The following is a 14,530-nucleotide window of genomic DNA, read 5'->3' as shown; positions in this document are numbered from 1 at the left end:
ACCCGGTCCGGCGTCGGACGGCACCGCCCCCACACGACCGGAGTGATCGTGCGGGGCATCGGACCGTCCAGGCCGGACCGGACGCCCGGGGGCGTGAGGGAACCCGCCCGCCCACAACGGACCGGCCCCCTGGAGGGCCGTCGCCGAGCGGGACGCGAAAGCGGGAACCCAGCGCATCCAACACCGTTCGGGATGCGCCCAGTACGCAACAGTGGGTCCAAGACTCACTTACGCACACTGGTGAGGAACGGTTCCGCACCCGGCACAGGCGAAGGCTCCGTTGAGATGCCGCTGACACTGGTGGCAGTCATCCATGGCGCCCGCAGATTAGGACCGACAGGACACCAGAGAAAGCCGCTCAGGTGAGGATCCTGTGTGGAAGCGTTGATTCCATGACCACCGCCCCCTTCGGTCCGCGCGAATTCCAGCTCGTCCTGCTCCGCCGGATGGCCGACCACCAGCCGGGCCTCGTCGAGGACGCCCGGCACGAACTGAACGCCTCGCTCTCCGAGATGCGGGAGGCGAACCGCCGCTGGCAGGGAGGGGGTACCTCCCATGCCCTTAAGGCTATGGGGGAGGTGCGCGCGCCCCGCGGCCGCGGTTCGCTGCGCCGCTACCGATCGGTGCTGGGCGAACCCGAGTCCTCCGTACGCCGCCGGATCGGCGACCTGGAGTGCGATGCTCTGCTCTGGCCGGTGCCGCTCTGGCCGGATCTATGGTTCGAGGTGATGGTCGCGCCCGGCGCGGCCGTATGGAACGAATGGCTGGTCAGAGCCCCGGGGGCGGCCGGCCCTGAGCTGCGCACCGTCGAGGATCTGCGCCCCTGGTCGTGCACCGTCGACGAGGTGGCGCGTGCCTTCGCCCCGGCCCGCCCGATGGAGGGCAGCGCGCCCACCCGCTGGGCGCTGGCGATCACCGACCCCGTGACGGGTGCGCTGTACGTAGCCGAATTCACCTGGGGGCTGTTCCAGCGACTGCTGCCCGGCTGACTCCGGCGCGCCGCCCGCATCTGTCGACCCGTCAGCTCCATACTCCCTCCGGCTCATCCCAACGCGCGCGATTCGTCCGGACGGCGCACGATGCAGAGAGGGCCGGCCGCCGCCGGCACCCCCATCAGCGCTCTCGGGAGAACCTGCCGTGACCGTCAGTCTTGAGCAGTTGCGCCGTTGCCATGTCGCCGTCGACCTCGGGGCCGCCCGCACCCGGGTGTACGTCAAGGGGCTCGGGCTCGTCGTCGACGAGCCGAGCGTCGCCGCAGTGAACACCCGTACCGGCTCGCTCATCGCCGTCGGTGCGCTCGCCGAGCAGATGACGGGCCGCACCCCCGACTACATCCGGGTGGCGCGCCCGGTCTCCGGCGGAACCGTCATCGACATCGAGATGGCCCAGCGCATGCTCCGCCATCTGCTCGGCGAGAAGCTCCGCCGCCAGCTGCGCCGCAAGCCGCGGCTGCGGGCAGCCGCCTGCACCCCGCACGACAGCGATCCCCTCGCCCAGCGGGCCGCCGTCGAGACCCTGATCGGGCTCGGCGCCCGGCGGGTCGAGCTGGTCGATACGCTGATCGCGGCGGCCGTCGGCTGCGGGCTCCCGGTCGAGCAGCCGGTCGGGAGCATGATCATGGTGTGCGGGGCGGCGACCACGCAGATCGCGGTGCTCTCGCTCGGTTCGATCGTCACGGCCGCCCGGATCCCGATCGGCGGCGACGCCATCGACCACGCGGTGATCCAGCATCTGCGCCAGCACCACGAGTTGATGCTGCCGAGTCAGTCGGTACGTCCGTTGCAGCTGGCGCTCAGCGGCAACGGTCTGACCCCGTACGGTCCCGCGACGACCGAGATCCACGGCCGTGACGTGGCGACCGGTCTGGCCCGCTCGGTGCACGTCGACACCGCCGCCCTGCGGCAGGCCTTCGAGACCCCGCTGACCGCGGTCCACGACGGCGTCGGCAAGGTGCTGCGCGACTGCCCGCCCGATCTGGTGGCCGATCTCGCGGACCGCGGAATCGTGATGGTCGGCGGCAGCGCGCTGCTGCCGGGTCTCGACCAGATGCTGCGTGATGCGACGGGCATGCCGGTACAGATCGCCGAGCGCCCCGACGTCTGCTCCGTCCTGGGGCTCGGCGCCATGCTGGACGGCAAGATCCAGCCGTTGGTCCTCAACCCGCTGGCCGCCTGACGACCGCAGGGGCGCCGCATGACGCATGAGGACCAGGGCGCGGCGGACAGGCCGGCGGCGGACCGCTCCAGCGGCGAGCCTCCCGGACTGCCGATGCTGCTGGAGGCGGTGCTCGGTGTCAGCACCGATCTCGAACTGCGGGCCACGCTCACCCAGATCGTGGACACCGCCACCGCGCTCACCGGGGCGCGGTACGGAGCGCTCGGCGTCCTCGATCCCGAGGCCGGCACCATCACCGAGCTGTTCACCTCCGGTCTGACCGACGCCGAGCGAGAGCGCATCGGCAGCTTCCCGGACGGGCACTCGGGGCTGCTCGGCGTGCTCATCGACCATCCGCAGCCGTTGCGCTCCGACGACCTGACCGCCGATGCGCGCTCCTGCGGTGTGCCGCCCGGCCATCCGCCGATGCGTTCCTTCCTCGGGGCTCCGATCCGGGTGCACCACGAGGTGTTCGGCAACCTCTATCTCACAGAGAAGATCACCGGGCATTTCACCGATACGGACATGGCGCTGATCCAGGTCCTCGCCGCACAGGCCGGGATCGCGATCGGCAACGCCCGGCTGTACGAGACGGCCCGGCAGCGGGAGCGCTGGATCGAGGGCGCGGCAGCCGTCACCACGGCCCTGCTGAGTGGCACGAACGCGGCCGACGCGCTGATGACCGTCGCCGAGCGGGCCAGGATCCTCGCCGATGCCTCGGCCGGGGTGATACTCCAGCCGACCGCGGACGGCGGCATGGAGATCGTCACCGCGTCCACGCTCGACGACCCGGCCAGCATTGTCGGCACCACCATCGAGCCCGGCTCTCCCGTACTGGCGCAGCTCCTGGGCGGTGAGCCGGTCTTCGTCGACGACTCGGCGACCGATCCGCGGATGACGACGCATGTACGGTCCCGGTTCGGTCCCAGCATGATGCTGCCGCTGCAGAGCGGCGGGCAGCTCATCGGCACCCTCGCTCTGCCCCGGCGGCGCGGCGGCGCGCCGTACACGGCGGTGGACCGGCTGCTGGCCTCCCAGTTCGCCTCGCAGGCGGCGCTCGCCCTGGTGCTGGCGGACGCCCAGCAGAACAGGGAGCAGCTCGCGGTGTACGAGGACCGTGACCGGATCGCCCGCGATCTGCACGATCTCGTCGTCCAGCGGCTCTTCGCGACGGAAATGATGCTCGAATCGACCCGTCGCCGGGCCGTCGCGCCGGAGACGGACGAGTTGCTCAGCCGGGCCGTCGACGAGCTGGACTCCACCATTCAGGAAGTGCGGACCGCGATCTTCGCCCTCCAGCAGCCGCCCACCGAGGCGCCCTCCACGTTCCGCGGCCGGGTGCTGCGGGAGACCGGGGGCGCGGCCGCCGTGCTCGGATTCCAGCCGTCGGTGCAATTCTCCGGGGCGGTGGACGCCCTGGTGCGGGAGCCGGTGGACCAGCAGCTCCTCGTGGCGCTGCGGGGCGCCCTGGCGGCGGCGCACCGGCGGGCCGGGGTGTCGGCGATAGAGGTGGAGGTGGATGCGACGGCGCGGCTTCCGGACGGACGGTCCGCGGTCCGGCTGCTGGTTGCCGACGACGGGCGCACCGAGGACGGCTCGCGCTCGGCGACCGTCACCTGGCAGGCGCCGCTCTGAGCGCGACCCGGGTGCTGGAGTGGGCGACGCCCGCCTCGTGCTTGAGCCTGCGCAGAAGTCCGTCCAGGGCGGCGGTGTCGGCGACCGTGGCGCGTACGAGATAGTCGTGGCCGCCCGTCACATGCACCACTTCGGTGATGCCGGGCAGCGCGAGCACCGCGCGTTCGAACACCTCGTTGGTCGTGTCGATACGCAGCGTCACATCGATGAAGACCACCAGGCCCGTCCGGGTGTCGGCGGCCGGGTCGATGATCACGGTGAAGCCGCGGATGACGCCGTCCCGGCGTAGCCGGCGCACCCGGTCGGCCGCGGCGTTGGCGCTGAGGCCGACCCGTACCCCCAGGTCGCGATACGAGATCCGCGCGTCCTCCTGGAGGACGCTGAGGATTTCCCTGTCCAGACGGTCCATACCGCGATTGTCGCAGCTTGTGCCGGATTGCGACTACGGAGACCTGAGGCCGGGTTCCCGTGCCCCCACGGAGTACGCCGGCGGGCCCACCGCTGCCGTCCGGCCTTGACCGACCGGGTGGACACAGCCGTCGAGCAGTCCCCCGCTCCGGCCGCCGAGGAGTCTCCCACAGGGCGTCGGGCCCACTCCCTGTCGTGGGGGGAGGCCGTTAGGGTCGGAAGGGTGACTCCTCTTCTGCCTGCGCTCCAGGACGGTTCCGGCCCGGCCGCCCCCCGGGAAGCCGTCCGGTTCGGCGGACACACCCTGACGTACGCACAGTTGGCCGCGGCCTCGGACGCCCTCGCCGCGCGGCTCGCGGGCGCCGGGCGGGTCGCCGTCTGGGCCACACCGACCCCGGAGACCGTGGTCGCGGTGGTGGCGGCGCTGCGGGCCGGGGTGCCCGCCGTACCCCTCAATCCGAGGACGGGCGAGCGGGAACTGGCCCATATCATCGCCGACAGCGCCCCGTCGGCGGTGCTGGCCGGGGCGGGCGACGTGCTCCCGCCCGCGCTGGGCGCGCTGGACCGTACGGATGTCGACACGTCGGCAACGGTAGCGAGCGGCGCCGGCTTCCCCGAGCCCTCCCCCGAGTCCGCCGCCCTGATCGTCTACACCTCCGGCACCACGGGCCCGCCCAAGGGCGCAATCCTGCCGCGCCGGGCGATCGCCGCCTCCCTGGACGCGCTTGAGGACGCCTGGCAGTGGACCGGCGACGACGTCCTCGTCCACGCCCTGCCGCTGTTCCATGTGCACGGTCTGATCCTCGGCGTCCTGGGTCCGCTGCGCCGGGGCGGTTCGGTGCGTCATCTGGGGCGGTTCTCCGCCGAGGGTGTGGCCCGGGAGCTGGGGTCCGGCGGCACCATGCTGTTCGGCGTACCGACGATGTACCACCGGCTGGCCGAGACCCTCGGCGCCGGTTCGGCGACGGACGCCGCCGGGCTGGCGAAGGCGCTCGCAGGGGCGCGGCTGCTGGTCTCGGGGTCGGCTGCGCTGCCCGCCCACGACCACGAGCGGATCGCGGCGGCGACCGGGCGCTGGGTCGTCGAGCGGTACGGCATGACGGAGACCCTGATGAACACCGGTGTCCGCGCGGACGGCGAACCGCGGCCCGGGACGGTCGGCGCACCCCTGCCCGGCGTCGAACTCCGGCTGGTCGAGGAGGACGGCGCCCCGCTCGCCGACCCGACGGCCGAGGGCGCTGTGGGCGAGATCCAGGTACGCGGCCCGAACGTCTTCACCGGCTATCTGAACCGCCCGGACGCGACGGCGGCCGCGTTCACCGAGGACGGCTGGTTCCGTACGGGCGACATGGCGACCCTCGACGCGGACGGCTGTGTACGGATCGTCGGCCGCAAGGCGACCGACCTGATCAAGAGCGGGGGCTACAAGATCGGCGCGGGCGAGGTCGAGAATGCGCTGCTGGACCACCCGGGCGTCCGCGAGGCCGCCGTCACCGGGGAGCCGGACCCGGATCTGGGCGAGCGGATCGTCGCCTGGGTGGTGCCGTCCGATCCGGGCGCCCCGCCCACGGAGGCCGAGCTGGCCGACCATGTGGCGGCTCAGCTCGCCCCGCACAAGAGGCCGCGCACGGTCCGCTATCTGGAGGCGCTGCCCCGCAACGACATGGGCAAGATCATGAAGCGGTCCCTCGGCGCGTAGGCGGCCGACGGCGCGGCAGGCGATCGCGGCATCCGACGGCGAGTCCACCGCGCAGGGTGACGGATGGCTGGTTAGCGTGAAAAAAGGGACCAGTCATCGAGTCAGGAGCGCAGAGTGATGGCCGCAGAACCTGAGGGCACGCCGTGCTGGGCGGACGCCATGTTCACCGATCTCGAGGGGGCGAAGAGCTTCTACGGTGACGTGCTGGGCTGGACCTTCAGCGAGGCGTCGTCGGAATTCGGCAACTACACGCAGGCGTACGCGAACGGCAAGGCAGTGGCCGCCGTCGTACCGCCCATGCCCGGCCAGGAGGGCCAGTCGGCATGGTGCCTGTACTTCGCGTCGCCCGATGCCGCCGCCACCGCCGCGAAGATCCGGGACAACGGCGGCGAGGTGCTGATGGACCCGATGCAGGTCGGCGACTTCGGCTCGATGCTGCTGGCCCGTGATCCGAGCGGGGTGACGTTCGGCGTGTGGCAGGCGGGGCAGCACGAGGGGTTCGAGGCCAAGGGCACGCCTGGTGCGTACTGCTGGTCGGAGGTGTTCACCCGGGAGCCCGCGACGGCGGACTCCTTCTTCTCCGCCGTCTTCCCGTACAACGTGAAGCAGATGAAGGACGACGCGATCGACTTCTCCATCTACGACCTGGGCGCCGACCCGATCTTGGGGCGGATGAAGATGACGGACGACTTCCCGCCCGAGGTCCCGCCGTACATCAACGTGTACTTCACCGTCGAGGACTGCGACGCGGCGGTGGCGAAGGCGACGGAGCGCGGGGCGATCCTCCGGTTCGGGCCGATGACCAGCCCCTTCGGCCGGTTCGCCGCGCTGAGCGACCCGCAGGGTGCGGCGTTCTCGGTGATCGACGTCAAGACGACCGGGGGCGACATGCCGGAGTTCTCCAACGCGACCACCTGAGCGGCGGCACAGTCCGGCCGTCCGGCTCGCCGGCAGCCGGTCGCAGTCAGCCGGTCGCTGTCTTTCGGCGACCGGCTGCTGTCTCCGCCCCTCCACTCGGCTCCGCACACACCCACACAGAAGCGAGAGCACTGCTCCGGACCACGAGCACCGCACTTGAGGGCATGGCGTCCGACCGGTCACGGCTGCGGATCGCGCGCGTCGTACCGGGTGAACCCGCGCCACCTCAGCGCGAGCAGCGACACCGCGACCACGCATGCGATCCCGCCCCCGGTGACCGCCACCGCCGGGGACGTCAGGTCGGCGACCGAGCCCGCCAGGAAGTCGCCGAGCCGCGGCCCACCGGCCACCACCACGATGAACACGCCCTGCAGCCGCCCCCGCATCTCGTCCGGCACCGCCGCCTGGAGCATGGTGTTGCGGAAGACCATCGAGATGGTGTCCGAGCACCCGGCGAGCGCCAGCAGGATCAGCCCGAGCCAGAGCTGACGGGTCAGCCCGAAAACGGCGATGGCGCTCCCCCAGCACATCACGGCGACGATCACCGCGAGCCCGTGCCGTCTGATCCGGCCCAGCCAGCCGGAGAACACCCCGCCCAGCAGCGCCCCCAGCGCCGGAGCAGCGACCAGCAGCCCGGTGGTCTTCGCGTCACCGCCGTACCAGACCACGGCGACGACCGGGAAGAGGGCCCGCGGATGGGCGAGGACCATGGCGCACAGGTCGCTGAAGAAGGTCATCCGCAGATTGGGCCGCGCTCCCAGGAAACGCAGCCCGTCGGCGACGGACGCCCGCTTCTCCCCGCTCCCCTTCCCCGCACCGTCCCCCCGTTCGGGAAGCATCGGGGGCAGCCGCCACATCGCGTACAGCGAGGCGGTGAAGGTGACCGCGTCGACGGTGTACGCGGCCCGGTACCCCCACCAGCCGACGATGAGCCCGCCGAGCATCGGCCCGACCAGTGCACCGGTGGTGCTGGTCATGGAGTTGAGCGCGTTGGCGGCGGGCAGCTGCTCGGCCGGCAACAGCCGGGCGATCATCGAGCTGCGGGCCGGTGAGTTGAGCGCGAAGCAGACCGCCTGAAGCGCGACGACCGCGTACAGCAACCCCACCTGCTCCACCCCTGCGACGGTGGCGGCGACCAGGGCGACGGAGAGCACGAACGAACCGGAGGAGCTGGCCAGCCCCAGCTTGCGACGGTCGACGGTGTCCGCGACGGCACCGCCGTACAGGCCGAAGACGACCAGCGGCAGGAATGAACAGATTCCGATCAGCCCGACCGAGAATGCGGATCCGGTGATGTCGTACACCTGGAGGGACACGGCGAGCGCCGTCATCCCCTGCCCGATCCAGGAGACCGTGTTCCCGAACCAGAGCCTGCGGTAGTCGAGCGAGGTCCGCAGTGGCGTCAGGTCGGCGAGTATGCGGAGGCGCTGGGCGGGTTCTTCGGTCGTTTCGGTCACAGCGGATGGTAACGACCGGCCCACGCCCGCCTTCGCCCGGAGCTGCCCTTGCCGCCGAAGCCGGGGCCTGCCGTCCGGCGCGGACCGGCGCGGACCAGCGCGCCAGGGCTTACTCGTTCACCCGTTCAGCCGCTCACTGCCAGGGAACTTCTGATGGGCCGGCAGGAGGGCGGGCGACGCCGTTCCGCGGCGGGGGCTGGGCGGAGAACAGCGTGGCGTACAGACCACTCCGACCAAGGAGTTGCACATGGGTGCCCGACTCCACCAGCCGGCCCTCGTCCAGCACCAGAATGCGGTCGGCATCCGAGGACAGGGCCAGATCGTGGGTGATCACGATGGTGGTGCGCCCTTCGGCGAGGCGCCGCAGCGGTCCGAGGATGCGCTGAGCGGCCACGGCGTCCAGCCCCGTGGTGGGCTCGTCGAGCAGCAGAACGGGCGCGTCACGCACCATGGCGCGGGCAATGGCGACGCGCTGCAACTGGCCTCCGGAGAGCCGGGCGGTTCCGGGGGAAATGACGGTGTCGTAGCCGTCCGGAAGGGCCCGGATGAAGCCGTCGGCGTCGGCTGCCCGCGCGGCATCCACGACATCACTGTGGGTGGCGCCGGGACGTCCGCAGCCGATGTTCTCCTCGATGGTGTCGTGCAGGACAAGTGTGCCCTGGGGAAGGAGCGTGATGTTCCGGCGGAGATGGGTGAGCGGCATCCGGTCCACGGACACGCCGTCCAGTCGGATGCTGCCGGAGTCGGGATCGTAGAACCTCAGCAGCAGGGCCGCCAGGGTCGACTTGCCCGCGCCGCTGGGGCCGGTGATGACCAGCAGCTCCCCGGGGCTCGCGGTGAAGGAGAGGTCGCGGAGAACCGGCTCGCTGTTGCCGGGGTAGCGGAAAGAGACCCGGCGTGCTTCCACCTTGCCGGATGCACGGCTGCGGACGGGCATGGGCACCGAATCGGCCGGGTCGGTGACGGCGGGCCGGGCGTCGAGGATCTCCAGCAGCCGCTCGGCAGCGGCAGTCGCAGCGGTGGCCGTCAGACCGAGCTGGCCCAGCGAGCGCACCGGCGGGTAGAGGTAGCCGATGAAGGCGGCGAAGGCCAGGAGCTGTCCGAGGGTCATCCGTCCTGCGGCGATCTCCCATGCCCCCAGACCGATGATCGTCAGGACGCAGAGCGTTTCGAGGATCTCCACGGCCTCGGTGTAGAGCGCGGTGAGGCGGACGCCGGACACCGCCGCCTTCAGCCGCTTGCGCGCCTTGTCCTGGAGCCGTTCCTCCTCGTCCCGCTGCCTGTTGTAAGCCTGGGTCAGAACGACGTTGACCAGCGTCTCCTCGACCACTGCGGTGATGGCACCGTCCGCCGCGCGTCCGCGACGGGACACCTCACGCAGACGCCCCGTGAACATGCGGGCCACGACGAAGAAAAGCGGGACCAGGACAAAGGTGACGAGGGCCAGATCCCACCGCAGCCACAGGGCGGCGGCGGAGAAGAAGATGGTGCTGAAGAGGGCCGAAGCCACCCCGACGATGCCGGAGACCACGAGCTGCTCGATGGCTTCCACGTCGCCGGTCAGTCGCTCCACCAGGTCACCGCGGCGGTTGCGCTGGAAGAAGTGCGGCGGCAGCGTCTGGAGATGCGAGAAGACCCGGGCCCGTAGCCGCAGTACAAAGCGTTCAGCGGTCCAGGCCGCGAGCGAACTGCCCAGATACCCCACCACCGCACCAAGGGCGGCCACGGCGAACCATTGACCGGCAGGCTTCCAGAAGGCGCTGACGGAACCTGCCTGCAGGGCCTTGTCGGTGAGTTCGGCAAAGAGCAGGATCGTCACGGTTTCGGCGATCGCGGCCATGACGGCGAACAGACAGATCAGGACGATCCAGCGCCGGTCGCCTCGCGTCAGTGGCCAGAAGCGCCGGAACGAGACGGCGATACTGATGGGATCGGTGCGGATCGGTACATCCGTCGCCGAGTCCTGGGTCGGCTCGTCAGGGCGGGCTGCATGCCAAGGTGAGCTGCGGAGGCTCATGGGCGTCACGTCACAGGGGTGCTCGGGCTATGGTCCGTCGCCATAGATGCAGGCCCCAACACTTCGAGGCGGACCCGCGCCGGAGCGCGAGCCAGCCTCGAAGCAGTTGGGATGAGGGGGATGTGCGGTCAGTAGCCGCACCACCCGCCGCCGCGACCGAATCCACCACGGCCGAAACCGCCACGGCCGAAACCGCCACGACCGAAACCGCCACGACCGAAACCGCCACGGCCATATCCGCCACGACCGAATCCGCCACGACCGTATCCGCCACCGCCGTATCCGCCACCGCCGTGACGGAAGAAGCTACGTGCATTCATCTTCGGCTCCTCACGAGGTTGGTGTGCCGCGCCTTGCTCCTACTGCGGCACCTCCGACAGTACGACTACCCCCATCTGCCGACAAGTCGGGCAAGAGCTGATTCGAGCGGAACTTACGAGATGCCCAGAATTCTGGGGGAATCACCGGTTATGCACCTCCTGCACACCCGTCCCATGCGACCCAGCGGCGGGCCGTACGGGGCCCTCCCTCAATCGACCTGACGGTGCCTCGCCGCGACGGGGCAGACCTGACTGGGCATCCACGCACCCATGGAAGTGCATATGCCAAAGACATATTCATGTGGCATATGCACAACCCCTCATCCCCTTGTGCGCACCGAGCGGTGCATCAACCAGGCTCACCCACACGGTTTCTGACGGTTCACAAGGCACGGGAAGCTCCGACCGCATCCCAGCCGGCGCACACCCCACCACCTCGGACCGCAGCGCCGCATCGACACCCACCGGGCCGATTCGGGCGAGCAACACGTAACCGCACGACGCGACTTCCTCGCGACAGCTCATGCCGTCCACCACCCCGTTGTGGGACGTTCGGCCGAGCAAGGATGCCCCGCGACCTGCGGTGATGCCCCCGGACGGACACGCACAGCGTTGCGCCGTCACCGGCCGCACATCACCGCTTCGGGCCCGCGGCATCACGCCGCGGCCCGCTCCCCCATCGCGAGTTCGACCTCCTTCAGCACCGACGTGCAGGTGTCCGAGCGAGCTGCATCGCGGAGTGGCGCAGCGCCTCCTTAATAACGTGCAGGTCGCCGTCGCCCCGATGCGTGCGGGTCGCCGCACAGGCGGGAGGCCCCGGACGCCGATCGGCGGCAGGCCGGCCTCACGGTCCGCCGGAACTCCTCGGACAGCCTCTCGGGGGCGCAGCCACGCGCCGTCGGGCTCGACGAATACCTTCCCTGTCTCCGTCCAGTCCGCGGCGCCCTTCCCGGCCGCCCTCTGCTCGGCGGCATGCACAGCTCCCGCGTCAGCTCCTGGGCAACGTCTCGGGCGGCCTCGGCCTCCGGCCAAGCAGGCCCCCCTGCCACCAGGGGTCCGCGTGGGGCCGCTTCCGCACCCCTTTGCGGAGCCGACGGATCCGGGACTCCAGGCGCCGGTGCTTCCGCAGGAGCGTCATGGCCCAGTCACTGGTCGCAGGCTCACCGTTCCACCTGCCTGCGGCCTCCAGCGGCGGGACCGTCCGGCCGGGCAGGCACCAGTGCGACCCGCTGTTCGAGAAAGCCACCGGCGCGCCTCCCTGACTCCGCCAACACTTCGGGCGAGCATGGGGCGAGCGAACGATCACGAGGGACACGAAGAGGCCCCCGCCGACGCGGGGGCCTATGCGTTGTTCCAGGTCAAACGTTTCCGCCAGGAACAGTGAACGTGGGGCGGGTGGGACTCGAACCCACGGCCGACGGATTATGAGTCCGCTGCTCTAACCGGCTGAGCTACCGCCCCTTTTCGGCGTGGCGCGTACAAGTGTGCGCGCCGTCTGCCGCAGCATAGCCGGTCATACGATCTCTCGCTCCGGATGGTCGGCTTCGCATGACCATGAAGACAGAGTCGACCGCTGCCCGGTTCCGAACAGCGGAAATCAGACGCGAAAGAGGACCCCGAAGGGTCCTCTTCCGTCCCGCTCCCCCGACTGGACTCGAACCAGTAACCCTCCGGTTAACAGCCGAATGCTCTGCCAATTGAGCTACAGGGGATCGCGCTCCCCCGACTGGACTCGAACCAGTAACCTGCCGGTTAACAGCCGGCTGCTCTGCCAATTGAGCTACAGGGGATTGCTGCGTTTGCACCGAACCTTACCTCCCTGGCTACTGCCGGGCGGCGCGCGTTCGCTGCGACACATACATTAGCGCAAGCAGGGGGGTGCTTTGCCAATCGGTATCGCCCGGGGTGATCTCGGGCGCCGACGGGTAGGCGGGCAGCACACGTCGCACGGAGCAGGAGAAGGGTGGCAGCCATGCGGTACCGGCTCACGTTCATCGCCGGACTGGCCCTCGGTTACGTGCTCGGCACACGGGCCGGGCGCGAGCGCTACGAGCAGATGAAGAAGTCCGCACGCCAGTTCGCCCAGAATCCGGCCGTGCGCAACAGCGCCGAGTCCGCGGCGCAGACCGGCCGTGAGTTCGCCGGCAAGGCGTACCACGCGGTGAGCGGCAAAGTGGAGAAAAAGGTGCCCGCCTCGGTGGTCGAGCGGATGCGGTCGCTGCGGGAGCGGGGCCAGGGGCAGGTCATCGAGGACGACTGGGGCACCAGCAACACGTAACCGGGCCGGCCGGCCCTCCTCCCGTACGGGAATGGTCCGGCGGTGCGGCAGAATCTCCCCATGGGCATAGTCGCCGGCTTGGACAGTTCTTCGGCCTTCACGCACATCGTCGTCTGCGATGCGGACACGGGTGCCGTACTTCGGCGGGGGTACGCCGCACATCCCGTCGAGGCGAAGGCCACCGAGGTGGACCCGCAGGCGTGGCTGCTCTCACTCGGTGAGGCGGCCACCGGCGGGCTGCTCGAAGGTGTGCAGGCCATCGGGGTCTCCGCGCAGCAGCACGGTCTGGTGCCGCTGGACCAGCAGGGCAATCTCGTCCGTCCGGCGCTGCTCGGCAACGACAAGCGGGCGCAGGTCGCCGCGGCCGATCTGGTCGACGGGCTCGGCGGGCGGCAGGCCTGGGCCGAGGCGGTCGGGGCTGTCCCGCAGGCCGCGCAGCCGGTGTCGAAGCTGCGGTGGCTGGCGCGGAGCGAGCCGGATTCGGCGCGGCGGGTCGCCGCGGTGCTGCAGCCGCACGACTGGCTGGTGTGGCAGCTGCTGGGCCGGCCGAGCCGGCGGACCACCGACCGCGGTGCCGCGTCCGGGACGGGGTACTGGTCGGCCCGGACCGGTTCGTACCGGCCCGATCTGGTGGAGCTCGCGCTCGGACAGCAGGCGGCGCTGCCGGAGGTGCTCGGTCCCTCCGATGCGGCCGGGACGACGCCCGAGGGGCTGCTGATCTCGGCCGGGACCGGCGAGACGATGGCGGCGGCGTTCGGGCTCGGGGTCGGGGTCGGCGATGCGGTCGTGTCGCTCGGAGCCTCCGGCTCGGTCATGGCGGTGCACCACGAGGCGCTGTCCGATCCGACCGGGATCATCACGTCGTTCGCGGATGCCACCGGGATGCATCTGCCGGTCGTGCACACACTCAATGCGGTGCGTGCGCTGCGGGGCTCCGCCGAGATGCTGGGGCTGGAGAGCCTGGAGGAGCTGTCCGCGCTGGCGCTGAAGTCGACGCCGGGCGCCTCCGGACTCGTACTCCTGCCCTATCTGGAGGGCGAGCGCACGCCGTATCTGCCGCACACGGCGGGCACGCTGAGCGGGCTGCGGCGCGAGTCGATGAAGCCGGAGCATCTGGCGCGGGCGGCGTTCGAAGGGATGCTGTGCTCGCTGGCGGACGCGCTCGATGTGCTGCGCGGCCGTGGGGTCGAGGTCCGTCGGGTGTTCCTGCTGGGGGCGGCGGCCGAACTGCCGGCCGTGCAGGGTCTTGCCCCCGCGCTGTTCGGTACACAGGTCGTCGTGCCGCAGCCGGCCGAGTACGCGGCGCTGGGCGCCGCCCGGCAGGCGGCCTGGGCGCTCGGGGTCTCCCGGGGGACGCTCGATCCGCGGACTCCCCCGGCCTGGCAGGGTGCGGCGGCCCAGGTGCTGGAGCCGGGCGAGGAACTGCCGGTCGGCCAGGCGGTGCGGCAGCAGTACGTGGCCACGCGGGACCAGCTTTACCCCGGGGCGTTCGACTCCGCGCTCTGAGCCGGGCGCTCTCGGTGACAAGGCCGGTCCCCGGTCGGAGGTTCGGTCTCCGGCGGGTGGACCGGGTCTCATTTTGACCTGGGCTTGAGGAAAAACGTTCGCGGTCGCACCGGGCCTTGCCGGAAAATGGGTCGACTC

Annotated in this window: 10 protein-coding genes, 3 tRNA genes and 1 pseudogene; 8 read left to right on the top strand and 6 right to left on the bottom strand. The window is 70.8% G+C overall.

Annotation, left to right across the window (positions count from 1 at the left end):
• From AB0915_RS04380 to AB0915_RS04365, 4 genes and pseudogenes are all read left to right on the top strand, one after another.
• A pseudogene (locus tag AB0915_RS04380) lies at positions 1 to 284 on the top strand (hypothetical protein); the annotation flags it as partial.
• A 108-nt stretch (positions 285 to 392) separates the two neighbouring features.
• On the top strand, positions 393 to 989 hold the full coding sequence (locus AB0915_RS04375) for a hypothetical protein (protein WP_366689635.1): 597 nt from the start codon (positions 393 to 395) through the stop codon (positions 987 to 989).
• A gap of 148 nt (positions 990 to 1,137) precedes the next feature.
• Positions 1,138 to 2,175 (top strand): rod shape-determining protein, encoded by a 1,038-nt coding sequence (locus AB0915_RS04370; RefSeq protein WP_366689634.1) that lies wholly within the window; start codon positions 1,138 to 1,140, stop codon positions 2,173 to 2,175.
• Between the two features lie 93 nt (positions 2,176 to 2,268).
• On the top strand, positions 2,269 to 3,789 hold the full coding sequence (locus tag AB0915_RS04365) for a GAF domain-containing protein (protein WP_366689642.1): 1,521 nt from the start codon (positions 2,269 to 2,271) through the stop codon (positions 3,787 to 3,789).
• On the opposite strand, the gene AB0915_RS04360 is transcribed toward AB0915_RS04365, so the two are convergent.
• On the bottom strand, positions 3,767 to 4,198 hold the full coding sequence (locus AB0915_RS04360) for an Lrp/AsnC family transcriptional regulator (protein WP_366689633.1): 432 nt from the start codon (positions 4,196 to 4,198) through the stop codon (positions 3,767 to 3,769). The genes AB0915_RS04365 and AB0915_RS04360 overlap by 23 nt on opposite strands.
• Before the next feature lie 222 nt (positions 4,199 to 4,420).
• Between AB0915_RS04360 and AB0915_RS04355 the strand changes: the two genes are divergently transcribed.
• The gene (locus AB0915_RS04355; protein WP_366689632.1) at positions 4,421 to 5,896 is read left to right on the top strand and encodes an acyl-CoA synthetase; all 1,476 of its coding nucleotides are present in this window, start codon (positions 4,421 to 4,423) and stop codon (positions 5,894 to 5,896) included.
• A 117-nt stretch (positions 5,897 to 6,013) separates the two neighbouring features.
• Positions 6,014 to 6,814 (top strand): VOC family protein, encoded by an 801-nt coding sequence (locus AB0915_RS04350; RefSeq protein ID WP_366689631.1) that lies wholly within the window; start codon positions 6,014 to 6,016, stop codon positions 6,812 to 6,814.
• Between the two features lie 179 nt (positions 6,815 to 6,993).
• Here AB0915_RS04350 and AB0915_RS04345 read toward each other — a convergent pair whose 3' ends face one another.
• The 5 genes from AB0915_RS04345 to AB0915_RS04325 form a co-directional block, all read right to left on the bottom strand.
• On the bottom strand, positions 6,994 to 8,271 hold the full coding sequence (locus AB0915_RS04345; RefSeq protein ID WP_366689630.1) for an MFS transporter: 1,278 nt from the start codon (positions 8,269 to 8,271) through the stop codon (positions 6,994 to 6,996).
• 133 nt (positions 8,272 to 8,404) lie between these two features.
• Complete coding sequence (locus AB0915_RS04340; RefSeq protein WP_366689629.1) at positions 8,405 to 10,288, bottom strand: ABC transporter ATP-binding protein; 1,884 nt, start codon at positions 10,286 to 10,288, stop codon at positions 8,405 to 8,407.
• Between the two features lie 1,707 nt (positions 10,289 to 11,995).
• A tRNA-Ile gene (locus AB0915_RS04335) sits at positions 11,996 to 12,069 on the bottom strand.
• A 178-nt stretch (positions 12,070 to 12,247) separates the two neighbouring features.
• Positions 12,248 to 12,320 (bottom strand) — tRNA-Asn (locus tag AB0915_RS04330).
• A 5-nt stretch (positions 12,321 to 12,325) separates the two neighbouring features.
• Positions 12,326 to 12,398, bottom strand: a tRNA-Asn gene (locus tag AB0915_RS04325).
• Positions 12,399 to 12,580: 182 nt separating this feature from the next.
• Between AB0915_RS04325 and AB0915_RS04320 the strand changes: the two genes are divergently transcribed.
• Together AB0915_RS04320 and AB0915_RS04315 are read left to right on the top strand one after the other, a co-directional pair.
• Complete coding sequence (locus tag AB0915_RS04320; RefSeq protein WP_366689641.1) at positions 12,581 to 12,886, top strand: YtxH domain-containing protein; 306 nt, start codon at positions 12,581 to 12,583, stop codon at positions 12,884 to 12,886.
• Between the two features lie 60 nt (positions 12,887 to 12,946).
• The gene (locus AB0915_RS04315) at positions 12,947 to 14,392 is read left to right on the top strand and encodes an FGGY family carbohydrate kinase (protein ID WP_366689628.1); all 1,446 of its coding nucleotides are present in this window, start codon (positions 12,947 to 12,949) and stop codon (positions 14,390 to 14,392) included.
• Positions 14,393 to 14,530 lie beyond the last annotated feature (138 nt).

The sequence above is a fragment of the Streptomyces sp. NPDC048411 genome (assembly GCF_040704695.1).
Lineage (GTDB): Bacteria > Actinomycetota > Actinomycetes > Streptomycetales > Streptomycetaceae > Streptomyces.
This window is presented reverse-complemented; position numbering and strand designations above follow the sequence as displayed.

Coding starts and splice junctions, on each gene's coding strand:
- AB0915_RS04375 (WP_366689635.1), top strand. CDS start 393: ATGACCACCGCCCCCTTCGGTCCGCGCGAATTCCAGCTCGTCCTGCTC.
- AB0915_RS04365 (WP_366689642.1), top strand. CDS start 2,269: ATGCTGCTGGAGGCGGTGCTCGGTGTCAGCACCGATCTCGAACTGCGG.
- AB0915_RS04360 (WP_366689633.1), bottom strand. CDS start 4,198: ATGGACCGTCTGGACAGGGAAATCCTCAGCGTCCTCCAGGAGGACGCG.
- AB0915_RS04350 (WP_366689631.1), top strand. CDS start 6,014: ATGGCCGCAGAACCTGAGGGCACGCCGTGCTGGGCGGACGCCATGTTC.
- AB0915_RS04340 (WP_366689629.1), bottom strand. CDS start 10,288: ATGAGCCTCCGCAGCTCACCTTGGCATGCAGCCCGCCCTGACGAGCCG.
- AB0915_RS04320 (WP_366689641.1), top strand. CDS start 12,581: ATGCGGTACCGGCTCACGTTCATCGCCGGACTGGCCCTCGGTTACGTG.
- AB0915_RS04315 (WP_366689628.1), top strand. CDS start 12,947: ATGGGCATAGTCGCCGGCTTGGACAGTTCTTCGGCCTTCACGCACATC.